Raw genomic sequence first — 14,439 nt, forward strand, 5'->3', positions numbered from 1 at the left:
CATGCCCATTGTCCAGCAGGGCACGATCAACACCACCGCGCTGGTGGTGCCCGATCTCTATGTGCAGATCGTCGCGCCGCAGACGCTTCTGCTCAATGGCGTGCCGACCGATGTGCTCGGCGTCATCGGCACGGCGAGCTGGGGACCTGTCGGGTTGCCGGCGATCGTCGGCACCATGGCGCAATATGCGGCGGCCTTCGGTCCCGTGATGCCGCGCCTGTTCGACATGGGCACGCAGGTGGCGACGGCGGTGCAGCAGGGCGCGCAGAATTTTCGCTGCGTGCGGGTAACGGACGGCACCGATACCGCCGCGACCCTGACCATCCAGAGCGCATTGACGCTGACCGCGCTCTATACCGGCAGCCTTGGCAACAGCATCGTGACCGTGCTGTCCACCGGATCCCAGGCGGGAAGCTGGCGGCTGACGATCACGCTGCCTGGCGTGACACCGGAAGTCTACGACAACATCACCGGGACCGGCGCGGCGCTTTGGCAGGCGCTGGTCAATGCCGTGAACACGGGCACCGGTCCGCTGCGCGGCGCGTCCCAACTTGTGGCGGCCGCCTATGCGAGCGGCACCGCGGCGCCAATTGCTGGATTGTATCCCTTCACGGCCGGCACCGCCGGCAGCGACGGCGCGACGGGAGCGACCGCGGCGACGCTGATCGGCGTCGATACGCTGCCGCGCCTCGGCATGTATGCGCTGCGCGGACAGGGCTGTTCGGTGGCACTGCTCGCCGATGCGACCGACGCGACGCAATACACGACGCAAGCGGAGTTCGGACTCTCCGAGGGCATCTACATGATCCTCGCGGGCCCAGCGGGCGACACCATCGCCAACGCGGTCTCGACCAAGGCCGAGGCGGGGCTCGACAGCTATGCGACCAAGCTGATGTTTGGCGACTGGATCTACTGGAACGACCAGGTCAACCAACAGCTTCGATTGGTATCGCCGCAGGGCTTCGCGGCCGGGCGGCTCGCCAATCTTTCGCCCGAGCAGTCCAGCCTGAACAAGCAGCTCTATAGCATCGTCGGCAGCCAGAAGAGCGGCGCCGCGATCACTGGCCAAACCACGACCTATGCCACCGCCGATCTGCAAACACTATTTCAGGCCGGCATCGACGTGATCTGCAATCCGCAACCCGGCGGTAGTTACTGGGGCGTGCGCTGCGGGCATAATTCCTCGTCGAACCCAGCGATCAATGGCGACAACTATACGCGGCTGACCAATTACATCGCGGCCACGCTCAGCGCCGGCATGGGGATCTATGTCGGCGCGCTGATAAACGCGACGCTTTTTCAGAATATCCGTGCGACGCTGCTGGCTTTCCTGCAGGCTATGCTGACGCAAGGTCAGCTCGGCAGCACGGATGGGAGCCTGCCCTTCTCCGTCATCTGCGACACCACCAATAATCCCGATACGCGCACGGCACTCGGCTATGTCCAGGCCGACGTGCAGATCCAGTATCAAGGGATTAACGAGAAGTTCATCGTCAACGTCGAGGGCGGGCAGACGGTGCAGATCAGCCGCCAGACGCTGCCTGGCAGCCAGAGCTGAAGGAAAGCCACTCATGCCCCTCAACACCTTCACGATTGGCAGCAATTGCCAGGTCGTGGTTCTCGGGCCGTTCGGCCGCGTCGATCTCGAACACGTCACCGGCTTCGAGAGCCGGCAGCTTACCGCTTCGGTGCGCGTCGATCGGATGGACGGCACGATGCTGGGCGCCGAATTGCCGAAAGGCTGGGATGGAAGCTTCGATATTGAGCGCGGGTCATCGGCGGCGGACGACCTGCTGGCGCAGATCGAAAGCACTTTCCTATCGGGCGGCACTGTCGCATCCGGCACGCTTTACCAATATGTCGATGAAACCGATGGTTCGACCTCGACCTATCAGTTCAACGGCGTGGTGTTTAAGTTGACCTCCGCCGGCGCTTACAAGGGCGATGCCAGCGTCAAGCAGAAGCTGGAGTTTTACGCCACCAGCCGCACGCGCGTTTCATGACCAGCCCCTCGCAAGCCATCCTGCGCGCGGCCTCCACCGAGATCGAGGTCGTGGACGCGGCCGGGCGGCAGATCTTGGTGAGAAACCTCAACGCGCTCGACAAGCTGCGGATGTTCAAGGCGGTGGGCGCGGAATTGGCGCAGAACACGCCGTATCTCGGCATGGCGATGCTCGCCTGGTCAGTCACGGCGATCGACAGCGTGCCGGTGCCGTCGCCTACCAGCGAAGCGCAGATTGAAGCGCTGGTCTCGCGGCTTGGTGATGACGGGCTGGATGCCGTAGCGCGCATCTTCGAGACGCCGCCCTCACCCGATGAGCTGAGGCAAGACGCGGGAAACTGAGCCGGCATCCCGATCTGGTGGATTGCCTGTTCCTGCTGCGGAACGGGGTGCCCTTCGACGTCGCTTTCCTACTGCCCCCCACCGAGCGCCTGGCCTTCATCGTGGCACTGGGCGAACTCGATGGCCGTGTCTTCGACTGGCGCGACCTTACCTGGACGGAGTGACAATTGTCCCGCGACGATAAGGCGATGAGCGAGACCGAGGAGACCGGCGTTACGCTCGTGTTGGACCACGGGCTATCCGTGGCGATCAAGCGGGCGGAACGTGAGATTTCACGTCTCGCGCGAGGCGCGGAAAGCGGTGCGGGGCGGATGGCGGCGCTGGCCCGCGCGCATGGCATCGCGGCGCCGGCGCGGGTAACAACGCCTCAGCATGCCGAGCGGCCGAAACATCCGGCGATCGCTTCCGCGTCAGGCGAGCGCAAGCCGCAGTCACGCTCGCGGATACGGGAGGCCGGGGCCGAGCGTCGGTCAGCGACGACAGCGACTTCACCGAGACCGATGCCGCGCATTCAGGTATCGCGTGCGACAGTTGCGCGGGTTGCGAGGCGGGCATCGCCACGCGATGCGGCGCGAGAAGCTTCGATCGTCGCACCACGCGCCGTGACGTCCGAGCCCTCATCCGCGCGGGCAACCGGCCCGGCTGTGGTCACCGGTGACTCTCCACCGCCACGACGTCCGGTGCGGATCACTGTCGATGCGATGGCGTCGCGGCCTAGGGCGGCCAAGCAAGAGGCCGCCACGGCCGCACCAAGCCGCGCGACACCGGCGGCGCCCCCTTCCCCGCCAGCCGCCGCCACTAAGGGGGCGTCTGCTCCGTCGCAGGCATCGCCGCCGCGCGGCGTGCCGTCACGGCCTGTCGTAACCGCTGTGTCGCGGCAATCGTCATCTGTGGTCCCGACACCCTCAGCAAGCGCGCCAAAGCCACGGGTACGGACACCGGCGGCAAGCGCCCACGTCGTCGCATCCGCCGCACCGGCGGCGCCCCGCGAAGCGCTACGGCGGCCCGGATCACCACCAAGTCCCGCTGCCCCAGGCGCGGCGGCGCGCCCCATCCTGGCCCCGCCGCAAGCCGCGATGGCTCCCCCTGCGCGGACCGACCAGCAAGGCGGTCAGGGGTCTATGCAGGGTGACGTCTATCTCGACGGCACGCGGGTCGGCCGTTGGATGTCCGGCCTCATGGCGCGAGAGGCGGCGCGGCCACCCATCGGGGGACGCAGCTTTAACCCTCGCGACAGCCCGGCTCGGCCCGGCATGGGGCTTTGAGAAAACGTTGTTCCCGTCTGCGCCGGCCCTCACCTCCACCCGGCCACCCATCAGCATGCCACCCATCAGCATACTGTCGTGGGTGGCCGGGTGGGGGTGAGGGCCGGTGCAGGCGTGAGAGATCGATAGGAGTGAGCCTGTGACAACGACACGCATCACGCTCGGCGGCATCGTCTTCGAGGCTTTTGAGGTGCCTGAGCAGATCGAGTTCGGCGGCAGGCAGCGGATGGCGATCCATGATCTGCCGGGCGGCGGCAGGGTAATCGACGTTCTGGGCCCGATAGACTCCGACCTCGTCTTCTCCGGCATCTTTTCCGGTTCCGGGGCTGGCACACGGGCGCGGTCACTCGACGCCATGCGAGCGGCCGGGCAACCGCAGCCTCTGAGCTGGGAAGGCAACAGCTACGTCGTGATCCTCGCTGATGCCGTCTTCAGCTATGCGAAGCCCTGGTGGATTCCGTACCAGCTGCGTTGCGTCGTCCAGACCAACTTCCGCACCGCTGCGGCAGGTACGAGCGTCATCGGCGACCTCGCGACCGCGGCAGCGGTGATCGGCGGCACCGTGCTGCTCGCGGGCGCGGAGCAAGCTGTCTCCAGCCCCACCGCGCTTACCTTTGGCACAGCGGGCTATAGCACGGCGCTTGCCGCGTTATCGGCGGCTGGCGATGGCGTCAGCGGGGCGATGACGACAGCCGGCGCCACGCTTGAGGGCGTCGATCTCACTTTGGGCAGTGACGGCACGGGCGCCACGGTAACGGCTTCACAGGCGACGGCGGGTTCGCTCGCGGCACTTGCCTGGGGAGGCGCCTATCTCGGCCGAAGCTTCAACTCACTCACCAACCTGGGAAGCTGACCAATGCCGCAAATTACTGTCGCGGGCGGCGATCTCTTCCACATCGCCGCCGCAGTGCTGCAGGACGCGACGCAGTGGATCCGCATCGCGCAACTCAATGGACTATCCGATCCGGTTTTGCAGGGTGTGACTGTGCTGCAACTCCCCGCCCTTGATCCGGCAGCGGGAGGCGGCATTGCCGCTCAGTGATGCGCGCGATGTGCTCCTGCGGGTGCTGCTCGACGGGGTTCCGGTCTATGGGGCCCTTGAGGCCGAGGTTAGCACCACCGGGCGGCGCGCCGCGGGCTGGTTTCACGTACGGCTGGCGCTGGGTGCGGATGCTGGCCTCACCGCCGCCGTGCTCAGCGGGATCGGCGACGCGACTGTCGAGGTGCAAATCGGTCTCGGACCCGCCGGCAGCGGCGGCGCCTGGACCAGTCTCATTACCGGACCGCTTGACCAAATCACGCTCGATCCGATTCAGGGAACCGCGCAACTCACAGGGCGGGATTTCAGCGCACTCTTCATCGACAGCCTCACCGCCGAAACCTTCGCTAACCGGACATCGAGCGAAATCGTCGCGACTCTGGCGGTGCGACGCGGTCTGCAAGCGCAGGTGACGCCAACACAGACGCCCGTCGGACGCTACTACCAGCTCGGCCACGACACATCCTCGCTCCACCAATCGAGCGCGGTGGTCACGGAGTGGGACCTGTTGCAGCGCCTGGCGCTGGCGGAGGGGTTCGAACTGATGGTGACCGGCACCACGCTGGTGTTTAGCCCTCCTGTCGCGTCGCTTGTTCCGATTGTGTGGCAGGCATCGCCGGGAAACTCGGACCTCCTGGATTTACAACTCGAACGCAGTCTCTCTCTGGCACGCGACATTGCGGTGACGGTGCAAAGCTGGAACGCGAAACAGGCGCGCATGATTACGCAGACGGTTCGTGCCTCCGCGAGTGGCGCGACATCGAGCAGCGCCACGCCGGGGTTGCACACGACCAATTATGTTCTCGTGCGTCCGAATATGACACCGGATCAGGCGCAGGCTTTGGCGGTGCAAACTCTCGCGGATCTCAGCCGGCACGAGCGCGTGGCACTGGCGACTATGCCGGGCGAACTCGTGCTCGCGCCCGGTAGCAGCGTGCTGCTCACCGGAACGGGGACCGCCTTCGACCAGCTCTATGTCGTGGACGAGATTCAGCGCCGCGTCTCCGCGCGTGACGGCTTCACGCAGACGGTGCGGGCGGTCAATGCGCCGGCCATGACGATCGGGAGTGCGGCGGCATGATGGAGGGGCTGTTCAATGCCATCCGCGCGCAAGGCGCATTGCAGGACGGCCGCATCGGCCAGGCGCGCTGTGGCCTCGTCCAGAGTGTCGATCCGACGACTTATTGCGCAAAGGTCTCGCTGCAGCCCGAAGGTGTGCTGACGGGGTGGCTGCCTGTCGCTTCGGCCTGGACCGGTTCCGGCTGGGGGCTTGTGGCGCCGCCCGTTCCCGGTCAGCAGGTGCTTGTTCTCGCGCAGGAGGGTCAGGCCGAGCATGGCGTGATTGTCGGCGGGCTCTTCTCCACCGCCGCCACGCCGCCGCAGGCGCCGTCTGGCGAATTCTGGCTGGTACATCAGGCGGGTGCCTTCCTCAAGCTCCACAATGACGGCACGGTGGAAGGCAATGCGACGCGCTGGAACATCACCGGTGCCGTGGATATCACGGGAGCCGTGACGATCACCGGCGCCGTCTCCATTATCGGCGATGTGCAGGTGACCGGCGATATCGTGGCAAGCGGCGAGATCTCGGACGAAGGGCAGGCGCATGGTTCGCTTGGCCAGCTCCGCATTATCTACGACGCGCATATCCATCCCAATGTGCAGGCCGGTCCGGACCATACCGGTCCCGCTACGCCGCAGGCTTGAGCGATGTCCGGTTCGAATCAGGATCTCGATCACGATTTCGGCGGCGATCTGGCGCTCGGTCCCACGGGCGACCTCGCGACGGTCACTGGCACAGTGCTTGGCCAGCAACGCGTGCTCCGCCGGCTGCTCACGAATGCCGGCGACTATATCTGGCATCTTGCTTATGGGGCCGGTCTTCCGGCGGTCATCGGCACTCCTGTCGATGCCGTGACGATCGAGGGCATGGTGCGCGGTCAGATCTTCCTTGAGGCGGCCGTGGCACGCAGCCCTGCACCGACGGTCAGTGTGCAATCGGCCGGCAGCCTCGTCTCGCTCAGCATCACCTATGCGGATGCGGCCGAGGGGTCCACCCAGACGCTCGGCGTTTCGCTCGATCAATGAGGGCCGCATGCAACTTTCGCTGAAGGGTTTTTCGAGCCTGGTCGAAACCATGTCCGCCGCTGTTCAGGGGGCCGCGGCACAGTTACTCGACCTTTCCATTGGCTCCGTGCTGCGGGCGGTGCTTGAGGCCAATGCGGCAATCGCACTCTGGATGCAGTGGCTCATTCTGCAGGCGCTTCAGGCGACGCGGCTCGCCACCAGCACCGGCGCGGATGTCGATAGCTTCGGCGCCGATTTCGGCATGACGCGGCTTGCCGCGACCACCGCAGGGGGGAACGCCATTTTCGCGCGTTTCACGCCCACGATTCCGGCCATCGTTCCGGTCGGCACGACGATCGCGACTTCCGACGGTACTGCCCGTTTTATCGTGACGGCGGATGCGACCAACGCGGCCTGGTCAGCGGCGCAAAACGGTTATGTTCTTGGCGCCGGCGTTAGCAGCGTGACGGTGCCGATCGCAGCGCTCGTGGCGGGCAGTGCGGGGAATGTCTTGGCCGGCACGATCAGCCTGATCGCGACAGCACTTCCCGGCATCGACAGCGTGACGAATTCGCTGGCGCTATCGGGCGGTCTCGATGCCGAGGGCGACATCGCGTTCCGTGCTCGCTTCCAGTTGTTCATCGATAGCCGCAGCCGGGCGACCGTGCAGGCGGTGAGTTACGCGGCGACCAGCGTGCAGCAGAACATAACCTGCGCGGTGATCGAAAACAGCGACGCGGCCGGTGACTTCGAGCCGGGCCATTTCGTGGTCTATGTGGACGACGGCACTGGCGCGCCCCCGGCCAGTCTCCTCACCGCCGTGCAGCAGGCGGTGGATGCGGTGCGGCCGGTGGGCTCGGTCTTCGCGGTCTTCGGACCCACGGTGCTCGACGCCGATCTCGGCATGACGCTGGTGCTCGCCACTGGGGCCGATAGCGCGACAATAATCGGGCGAGTATCCGGTGTGCTGACGGGGTTCATCAATACGCTGCCGGTGGGCGCTGGTCTTGCTTACACGCGGCTCGCGCAGCTGGTCTATGACGCGAACCCGGCGATTGCCAACGTCACCAGCCTGCTGGTGAACGGCGCCACCGCCGATCTTCCAGCGGCGCCCTCGACAGTCATCAAGCTCGGCACTTTGGCGATCGATTAGCGCGCTGCGTTCTGGCGGCGCCACCACCGTCATGCTCGGCGAAGGCCGAGCATCCACGCCTTCTTCACGCCGCGAGTAGGCATGGACCCTCGGCCTTCGCCGAGGACGACGGGTCGCTTCAGTCTCCGCAAATCACCGCACGCACTTAACAGGGACACGACATGGCACAGGGCGACAGCGCCGACATGCAGGCGCGGATTCGCGCTGCCTTGCCGGCCGGATGGTTCGCGGATGAAGCGCCCGTACTCGGCGGCCTGCTCAGCGGCCTGGCCTCAGCCTGGGCCTGGCTCTTTTCGCTGCTCGCCTTCGTGCGACAGCAGGACCGGCTGGCCACGGCGAGCTTCGGCTGGCTCGATCTTTTCGCCCGCGATTATGGCGGCGGCGCCTGGGCGCGGCAGATCGGCGAGACAGATGACGGCTTCCGCGCGCGGATTGGCCGCAATTTGCAGCGCCTGCGCGCCACCCGCGCGGCACTCGCGGCTGCCGTCACCGATCTCACCGGCCGCGTGCCCGTCATCTTCGAGCCGGCGCGGCCCACCGATACTGGCGTGCTGAACGGCCCCGGCCTCGCCTGGAATACGGCGGGTGGTTGGGGAACCCTGACGCTGCCGTTCCAATGCTTCGTGACGGCGTTCCGTCCGGCGGGTGGCGGCATCGCCAATTCCGCCGGCTATGGCGGCGACGGTATCGCCGACGCGCTCGGCGGCTGGGGTGTCGGCGCGCTGCAATGGGGCAGCACGGCTCTCATCGCCGGCGCCGTAACGGACGCCGATATCCTGGCCGCCGTCGCCGATGCGATGCCGGTCGCAACGATCGCCTGGACCCGCATTTCCAACTGAGGACCATTCATGGACCGGCAAATCGTCTATCCAGGCGCCATCCCGCTCGACACCGATTTCCTCCTCACCAATCGGAACACGCTGGTGGCGATTGGCGCGCTGACCCGCGCGACGCTCGGCACGAATACTGTCGCCGACGGCCTTGCCTGCACGCCGACCTCACCGGCCTCGCTTTCCGTGGTGGTGGCACCCGGATCAATCACCGCGCTCGGGCCGCTTGATACGACCGACTACGGCTCGCTGCTGGCCGATACCGTGAGCCAGATCGTGAAGACGGGCATCACCCTCGCATCGACGACCTTCGCGCTGACGCCGCCGGCGACGCCGGGCCAGAGCATCGACTACGTTATCGAGGCCGCCTTCTTGGAATCCGACGCCACGCCGGTGGTGCTGCCCTATCTCAATGCGGCCAATCCGGCGCAGGCCTATTCGGGTCCTGGCAATTCCGGCGTCGCGCAAAACACGCAGCGCATCGATCGCGTGCAGTTGCAGCTCAAGGCAGGTGCCGCAGCAGGCACCGGCACGCAAATCCCGCCCGCCGTGGATACCGGCTGGGTTGGACTCTACATCGTCACCGTTGATAACGGGCAGACGAGCGTGGTGGCCGGCGACATTGTGCCGCATCCCGCCTGTCCACTGCTGATCTTCAAATTGCCGCAGCTCACGCCTGGCTTCTCGCGGCGCGTCGTCTTCAACAGCAGCGGCAGCTTCACGGTACCGGTAGGTGTCCAGACGGTGCGCGCCACCGTGGTCGGCGCGGGCGGCGGGGGCGGCGGCACTGATGGCACATACGCGGCGGCCGGCGGCGGCGCGGGCGGCTTCGCCTCCGGCACATTCGCCGCGACGCCCAGCACAGCCATCGCGATCACCGTCGGCGCGGGAGGCATCGGCGGTGCCGCCGGCGTCAACGCAGGTGCAGGCGGAACATCGAGCTTCGGCAGCCTTTGCAGCGCCACCGGCGGCGCTGGCGGCGTGTTTCAGAGTGCTGCATCCACACCGGGCGGAAGCGGCGGTAACGGTAGTGGCGGTGAACTCGTCGGCCGTGGCGGGTTCGGGACGGATGGCCAGAACAACAGCTTCTCCATCGGGGGCCACGGCGGCACCAGCCTGATGGGCGGCGGCGGCCGAGCTTCCACCGCCGGCAGCACAGCCCTCAACGGGCAGGCTCCAGGCTCCGGCGCGGGGGGCACCTACAATTCCAGCGGCGCTGGCGGCCAGGGCGCGGACGGCCTCGTCATCGTCGAATATTGAAGGAAGCCGTCATGTCCTCATCGGTCACCCATAGCTGGACGCCGAGTGCGGCGCGGATCCTCGCCATCACCGGCTTCTGGCCGAGACCGCGCGGCGCCCCGCTTGGCGCGATGGCGCTTCCGGCTGGCGCCACTCCTGCGCTTCCCGCCTGGCCACCCAAGGATCCCGCCGATGTGCTCGACTATGTCTACGACATCGCCCCGGCGCTGTTCGGCGACGAAGGCGACAGCATCTTCCAGCTCAGCGTGACGATCGCGCCGACTGGAACCGGCGCGCTCACGCTCGCCACGAGTTCCGCCAATGGTCAGCGCGCGATCCTGTGGCTCGGCGCTGGGCAGAGCGGCACGACTTACAGCGTGACGCTCGCCATCGCGACCGTCGGCGGCCGCAGTTTCCAGCGCACCGTGCTGCTGCCGGTGATTTCGCTCTCAAGCGAAGCCGCTCCGGGCAGCGTGTTGCTGACCGATGACGGCCTGCCGATTTTGGATGACAACGGCGATCCCATCGTCGTGGAGGGCTGACCGCAGATGCCCACAATCGACCAACTTCAGGCGGCGACCGCTTCCGCGGATACCGACGAGTTGCTGACATCGCAGGGCGGCGTCTCGGTCAAGGTGACCCGGTCGCAGTTGCTCGCCGGGCTACAGCCTTCGATAGCCGTGCCTCCCGGCGCGCTGCTCGGCAATAGCGGCTCCACGGTCGACGGTCCGCAGTCGATCATGGTTGGGAGTAATCTCACACTCACGAATGGCACATTGTCCGGCACTGCTTTCTCGATCGCCGCCTTGCCGTCAGGGCGGAGCCCGGTCGCCGCCGATCTAGTCTCGCTGTCCCAGGGCGGCACGGCGGCCGCCATCTCTTACGGGACCTTCCTCAACGGCATCGCGAGCCTCCCCAACCTTGCCGTGGAACCGACCGCCGCCAGCGTGACGCGCACACTTCCTGCGATCTTCGGTGACAGCCTCACGATCGAGGATTTCGGCGCGGCCGGTGACGGCGTGACGGATGACACGGCGGCATTCCTGGCCGCCGCCGCCGCCGGGGCGCCAATCAGGCTCGGCCCCAAGACCTATGCCATTCGCGGCCCCACCACACTCGCCGGCAGCGCCGTGACGCTTATCGGCGTCGCGGGCAAGACCACGCTGCACCGGCTTTCCCAAAGCAGCGGCAGCGTCTGGATCACCGTCGCCGCCACGCTCTTTGCCAGCGAGGGAGTGACCTTCGACGCCAATAGCGCGATCACCAGCTCGACGATCGGCGTGAACGTAAGCGCGAGCTGCCTGCGCGCGGTGTTTCAGGGCTGCGGCTTCACCAACACGGTCTCCGGCACGGGGTTGCAGTTCAGCACCTCCGACCCCGCTTTGACGCGGCATAGCGTTACGGCATGCGAGGCTTTCGGCAACGTTCGAGGTATCAGCTGCACGGCCGCCGATGGGGTGATCGTGAGCGGCTGCCATCTGCATGACAATTCCAGCGGCGGCATCACGGTCGATAACATCGACAGCACGCATACGATCAAGACTCGGACGACGCAGATCCTCGGCAATCAATGCTGGAACAACCTCGTCGGTATTCAGGTCGGCGATTATAGTCTCTCAAACGTTGTGCCAACCACCGCGACGAATACAAACCCTGATGTCGTGCAATGCCTGATCGCCAGCAATACCTGCCACGACAACAGCGAGTATGGCATCGCCGCACAGGGCTATAACATCCTCGTCCAAGGCAATCTGCTCTACAACAATGGCGGAACGAACCTCGGCAATGGCGGCATTCTCGCCAATGTCTCGAACAGCGCTGTGCGGGACAATCTGATCAGCCAGCATCTCGGCTACGCGATCGATGCCGGGGCGTCGATCTTCACCGATATCGGCGACAACTTCGTGACGACAGCACGGATCGGGATCAATGCGGGCGGCAGCCAGGGCGTGCGGGTAGCCGGCAACTACATCGAGAATTGCTCGGGCACCGGGATCACGATCTTCCACACCGAGACGGATGCCAACGGCAATACGATCGGCGTCGCGACCACCAATGTGGTGATCGCTGAGAACCATATCGACATTCCAACCGGCGCCTCCGGCATCATCCTGCAGGACGGGCCGCAACTTGTCTCGGTGCTACGCAATACAGTCGTGACGGTGGCTGGCGCCGATGTCAGCCTCTGCCTCTTGCCCTTTACCGACAGCGTGACGATCGCGGGCAATCTGCTGAATGGCAGCCCTACGCTGCATCTTTTCGACCCATTCGCTCCGAGTTCTGGGCCTTTCAGCGGCTTCACCACGCTCGCCTATCCCGATGTCCTGGACTCCGTTTCGATCGCCGCGACCTCCGCCGCCGTGCAGTCGATCTGCGCGCTCTCAGCGCTGAACTATGCCCAATTCGTTACCTTCACCAAGGTTACGAACGGCGGCTCCGGCTATACCAGCGCGCCGGCGGTTACCTTTACGGGCGGCGGAGGCACAGGCGCCACCGCCGCCGCCGTGGTCAGCGGCGGTGCGCTGATCGGCTTCCGCATGGGTTCCCTCGGCTCAGACTACACCAGCGCGCCGACCGTATTGCTCTCCGGTGGCGGCGGGTCAGGAGGCACGGCCACCGCCTTCATCGGCGTGCCGGTGCCGCCTAGCCGCAACCTGCGGGTGTACTGCGGCGTCGCCGTGAGCTGGGCGGTTTCTGGCAGCAAGCCGAGCCAGACCACGGCCTCCGGCATCGCGATTACGACTGCGGCGAATAGCGACATCGACTGGGTCGGCCGCAGCGGCGGCTGGTATGCGGCGCGCCATCAGCAGACGGATTACGTCGCCCCTTCCGCCAATGGCAGCGTAACCTTCGCCTCGATCTCCGGCGATCTGCGGCTGCAGCCGGGCGGGCCTGGTGCGGTTCGCTGGGTGAACGCCGCGCAGGCGACCGGGTGCACGACAACGGTCGGCGCGGGCACGCCCAATGGCGCGGTGAGCGCGCCGCCGGGATCGGACTATCGCAATCTGACAGGCGCTGCCGGCAGCGTGTTCTGGATCAAACAAAGTGGCACCGGCAGCAGCGGCTGGCTCGCGGTCGCCTGACGCAAGCACGGAGAAACCCGATGCCGACCCTTTCCTCGCTGCCGCTCGCCACCGCGACGGCACCAACCGACCTGCTGCTGGTCGAACAATCCGGCGGCACCAATGCGGTGACCGTCGATACCCTGCTGACCGGAACGCAGCCCGCCATCATGGCGCCGAGCGGAACCTTGCTTGGGCGGATATCGCTCGGCGCCGGCGGACCGGAAACGATCAGCGTCGGCACCGGCCTGCAACTCGCCGCCGGAACGCTTTCGGCCACCGGTGCGACCGGCACTTTGGCCGCACCGAGTTCGGCGAATACCGTCACCACGCTGGCGGATACGGATTACGTCGCTGCTTCCCAGGTCGGCGCCGAGGTCTGGATCACTCGCGCGAATATGCTCGACGGCGAGACTGTGGCAACTCTCGCCGCCGCCGCTGCCGCGTCCGACACCGATGCCTTGGCGGTGGATCAAGGCGGCCCGGCGCTGGTTCGTCAGAGCTTTTCTGCAGTCTGGTCCTACGTCTCTGCCAAACTGCCCAGCGTGATTCGGCGCGTGGTCGAGCTGACGGCGACGACGGTGCTGGATGCCAGCACGCATAATGATGCGATCCTTGTCTGCAGCCAGCCGCTCACGCTCTTCGCGAATTTCGTCAACATGGGCTCGGGCTTCACCTGCGACGTGCTCAACCTCTCGTCCGGCAACGTGACGATGGGCAGCGGCATCACCGTCGGCAACGGCAACACCGCGCTGCCGCCGCAGGCTTCGGCGCAGCTTCAGGCCGTCGCGTATTCCGGCGGCGACATTGTTTTCTGGCCTGGGCCCGCGACATCCGGCGGCGGCACAACCCCGGTTACGGCGGCGGTGACGATCGCCGCGCCGGGCAGCGCGACCGTCGGCACCGCGCTCAGCCTGACCGGCACCGTGGCGCCTTCGGGCGATGCCGTCGGCGTCGCACTTTCGACCTCAGGCACCACCGCGCCGACCAGCCTCACCGGCGCCACGGTCTCTGGCGGCGGCTGGAGTGCGAGCGTCACCCCGAGCGCCGCCGGCACCTACTTCGCCTGGGCAATGGACGCGGCGGCCGGGACGCATGCGGTGAGCGGCGCCATCGCTGTCGCGGCGGCGGGTCCGACAGTGACCGTGAGTTTTGTGACCGCGCCCTCCGGCAGTTACACCGAGGGCCAGGGCAGCGTCGGGGTGAATGCGACGCTGGATCCGGGCACGGCGGCGAGCGGCGTGAACTTCGGCATTTCGTCGAGCGCCACGGCGGCGCCGACAAGCTGGGGCGCCGCGACGCTTATCAATACGCAAAGCAACGGCGACACCTTCTGGGGCGCTTTCCTCACGATGCCCGGCGCCGCAGGCACGTATTTCGCCTGGGCGGAGACCGCCGACGGGGCGGCGCATACCGTATCGGCGGCCTTCACCGTCTCCTGAC

17 protein-coding genes are annotated in these 14,439 nt (G+C 66.5%); 16 read left to right on the forward strand and 1 reads right to left on the reverse strand.

The features are described 5' to 3' along the window. Position 1: 1 nt before the first annotated feature. From GSQ92_RS13355 to GSQ92_RS13370, 4 genes are read left to right on the forward strand one after another with little or no spacing between them, the layout of a single operon-like run. Positions 2–1,558: a phage tail protein gene (locus GSQ92_RS13355; RefSeq protein ID WP_159013590.1), complete on the forward strand. Its 1,557-nt coding sequence runs from the start codon at positions 2–4 to the stop codon at positions 1,556–1,558. 13 nt (positions 1,559–1,571) lie between these two features. Next, complete coding sequence (locus GSQ92_RS13360; RefSeq protein WP_159013591.1) at positions 1,572–2,003, forward strand: hypothetical protein; 432 nt, start codon at positions 1,572–1,574, stop codon at positions 2,001–2,003. After that, on the forward strand, positions 2,000–2,344 hold the full coding sequence (locus tag GSQ92_RS13365) for a hypothetical protein (protein WP_159013592.1): 345 nt from the start codon (positions 2,000–2,002) through the stop codon (positions 2,342–2,344). The genes GSQ92_RS13360 and GSQ92_RS13365 overlap by 4 nt, the downstream gene beginning before the upstream one ends. Before the next feature lie 17 nt (positions 2,345–2,361). Further along, positions 2,362–2,508, forward strand: coding sequence for a hypothetical protein (locus GSQ92_RS13370; protein ID WP_159013593.1), 147 nt, complete (start codon positions 2,362–2,364; stop codon positions 2,506–2,508). Between the two features lie 347 nt (positions 2,509–2,855). On the opposite strand, the gene GSQ92_RS13375 is transcribed toward GSQ92_RS13370, so the two are convergent. Further along, positions 2,856–3,398, reverse strand: a complete 543-nt coding sequence (locus GSQ92_RS13375; RefSeq protein ID WP_159013594.1) for a hypothetical protein — start codon at positions 3,396–3,398, stop codon at positions 2,856–2,858. A 67-nt stretch (positions 3,399–3,465) separates the two neighbouring features. On the opposite strand from GSQ92_RS13375, the gene GSQ92_RS13380 reads away from it, so the two are divergent. The 12 genes from GSQ92_RS13380 to GSQ92_RS13435 all read left to right on the forward strand — a co-directional run bounded on the left by GSQ92_RS13380 (position 3,466) and on the right by GSQ92_RS13435 (position 14,438). Next, positions 3,466–3,609 carry a hypothetical protein gene (locus GSQ92_RS13380; protein ID WP_159013595.1) on the forward strand — a complete coding sequence of 48 codons (144 nt, stop codon included), beginning with the start codon at positions 3,466–3,468 and terminating at the stop codon, positions 3,607–3,609. 139 nt (positions 3,610–3,748) lie between these two features. Beyond that, a complete protein-coding gene (locus GSQ92_RS13385) occupies positions 3,749–4,462 on the forward strand; it encodes a hypothetical protein (RefSeq protein ID WP_159013596.1) in 714 nt (237 codons plus the stop codon). A gap of 3 nt (positions 4,463–4,465) precedes the next feature. Continuing rightward, positions 4,466–4,651, forward strand: a complete 186-nt coding sequence (locus GSQ92_RS13390; protein WP_159013597.1) for a hypothetical protein — start codon at positions 4,466–4,468, stop codon at positions 4,649–4,651. Then, complete coding sequence (locus GSQ92_RS13395; RefSeq protein WP_159013598.1) at positions 4,638–5,729, forward strand: hypothetical protein; 1,092 nt, start codon at positions 4,638–4,640, stop codon at positions 5,727–5,729. Before GSQ92_RS13390 ends, GSQ92_RS13395 begins: the two co-directional genes overlap by 14 nt. Continuing rightward, positions 5,726–6,352 carry a phage baseplate assembly protein V gene (locus GSQ92_RS13400; RefSeq protein WP_159013599.1) on the forward strand — a complete coding sequence of 209 codons (627 nt, stop codon included), beginning with the start codon at positions 5,726–5,728 and terminating at the stop codon, positions 6,350–6,352. Before GSQ92_RS13395 ends, GSQ92_RS13400 begins: the two co-directional genes overlap by 4 nt. A 3-nt stretch (positions 6,353–6,355) precedes the next feature. Next, positions 6,356–6,733 carry a phage tail protein gene (locus GSQ92_RS13405; RefSeq protein ID WP_159013600.1) on the forward strand — a complete coding sequence of 126 codons (378 nt, stop codon included), beginning with the start codon at positions 6,356–6,358 and terminating at the stop codon, positions 6,731–6,733. A gap of 7 nt (positions 6,734–6,740) precedes the next feature. Beyond that, positions 6,741–7,865 carry a baseplate J/gp47 family protein gene (locus GSQ92_RS13410; protein ID WP_159013601.1) on the forward strand — a complete coding sequence of 375 codons (1,125 nt, stop codon included), beginning with the start codon at positions 6,741–6,743 and terminating at the stop codon, positions 7,863–7,865. Between the two features lie 161 nt (positions 7,866–8,026). Beyond that, positions 8,027–8,704, forward strand: a complete 678-nt coding sequence (locus GSQ92_RS13415) for a hypothetical protein (RefSeq protein ID WP_159013602.1) — start codon at positions 8,027–8,029, stop codon at positions 8,702–8,704. A gap of 9 nt (positions 8,705–8,713) precedes the next feature. Beyond that, positions 8,714–9,955, forward strand: coding sequence for a glycine-rich domain-containing protein (locus tag GSQ92_RS30210; protein ID WP_159013603.1), 1,242 nt, complete (start codon positions 8,714–8,716; stop codon positions 9,953–9,955). 11 nt (positions 9,956–9,966) lie between these two features. Continuing rightward, positions 9,967–10,476, forward strand: a complete 510-nt coding sequence (locus tag GSQ92_RS13425; protein WP_159013604.1) for a hypothetical protein — start codon at positions 9,967–9,969, stop codon at positions 10,474–10,476. A gap of 6 nt (positions 10,477–10,482) precedes the next feature. After that, positions 10,483–13,017 (forward strand): right-handed parallel beta-helix repeat-containing protein, encoded by a 2,535-nt coding sequence (locus GSQ92_RS13430; RefSeq protein WP_159013605.1) that lies wholly within the window; start codon positions 10,483–10,485, stop codon positions 13,015–13,017. A 20-nt stretch (positions 13,018–13,037) separates the two neighbouring features. Next, a complete protein-coding gene (locus GSQ92_RS13435) occupies positions 13,038–14,438 on the forward strand; it encodes a hypothetical protein (RefSeq protein ID WP_159013606.1) in 1,401 nt (466 codons plus the stop codon). The last annotated feature ends 1 nt before the right edge of the window (position 14,439 follow it).

It is taken from the genome of Acidisoma sp. S159 (assembly GCF_009766125.1).
Taxonomy (GTDB): domain Bacteria; phylum Pseudomonadota; class Alphaproteobacteria; order Acetobacterales; family Acetobacteraceae; genus Acidisoma.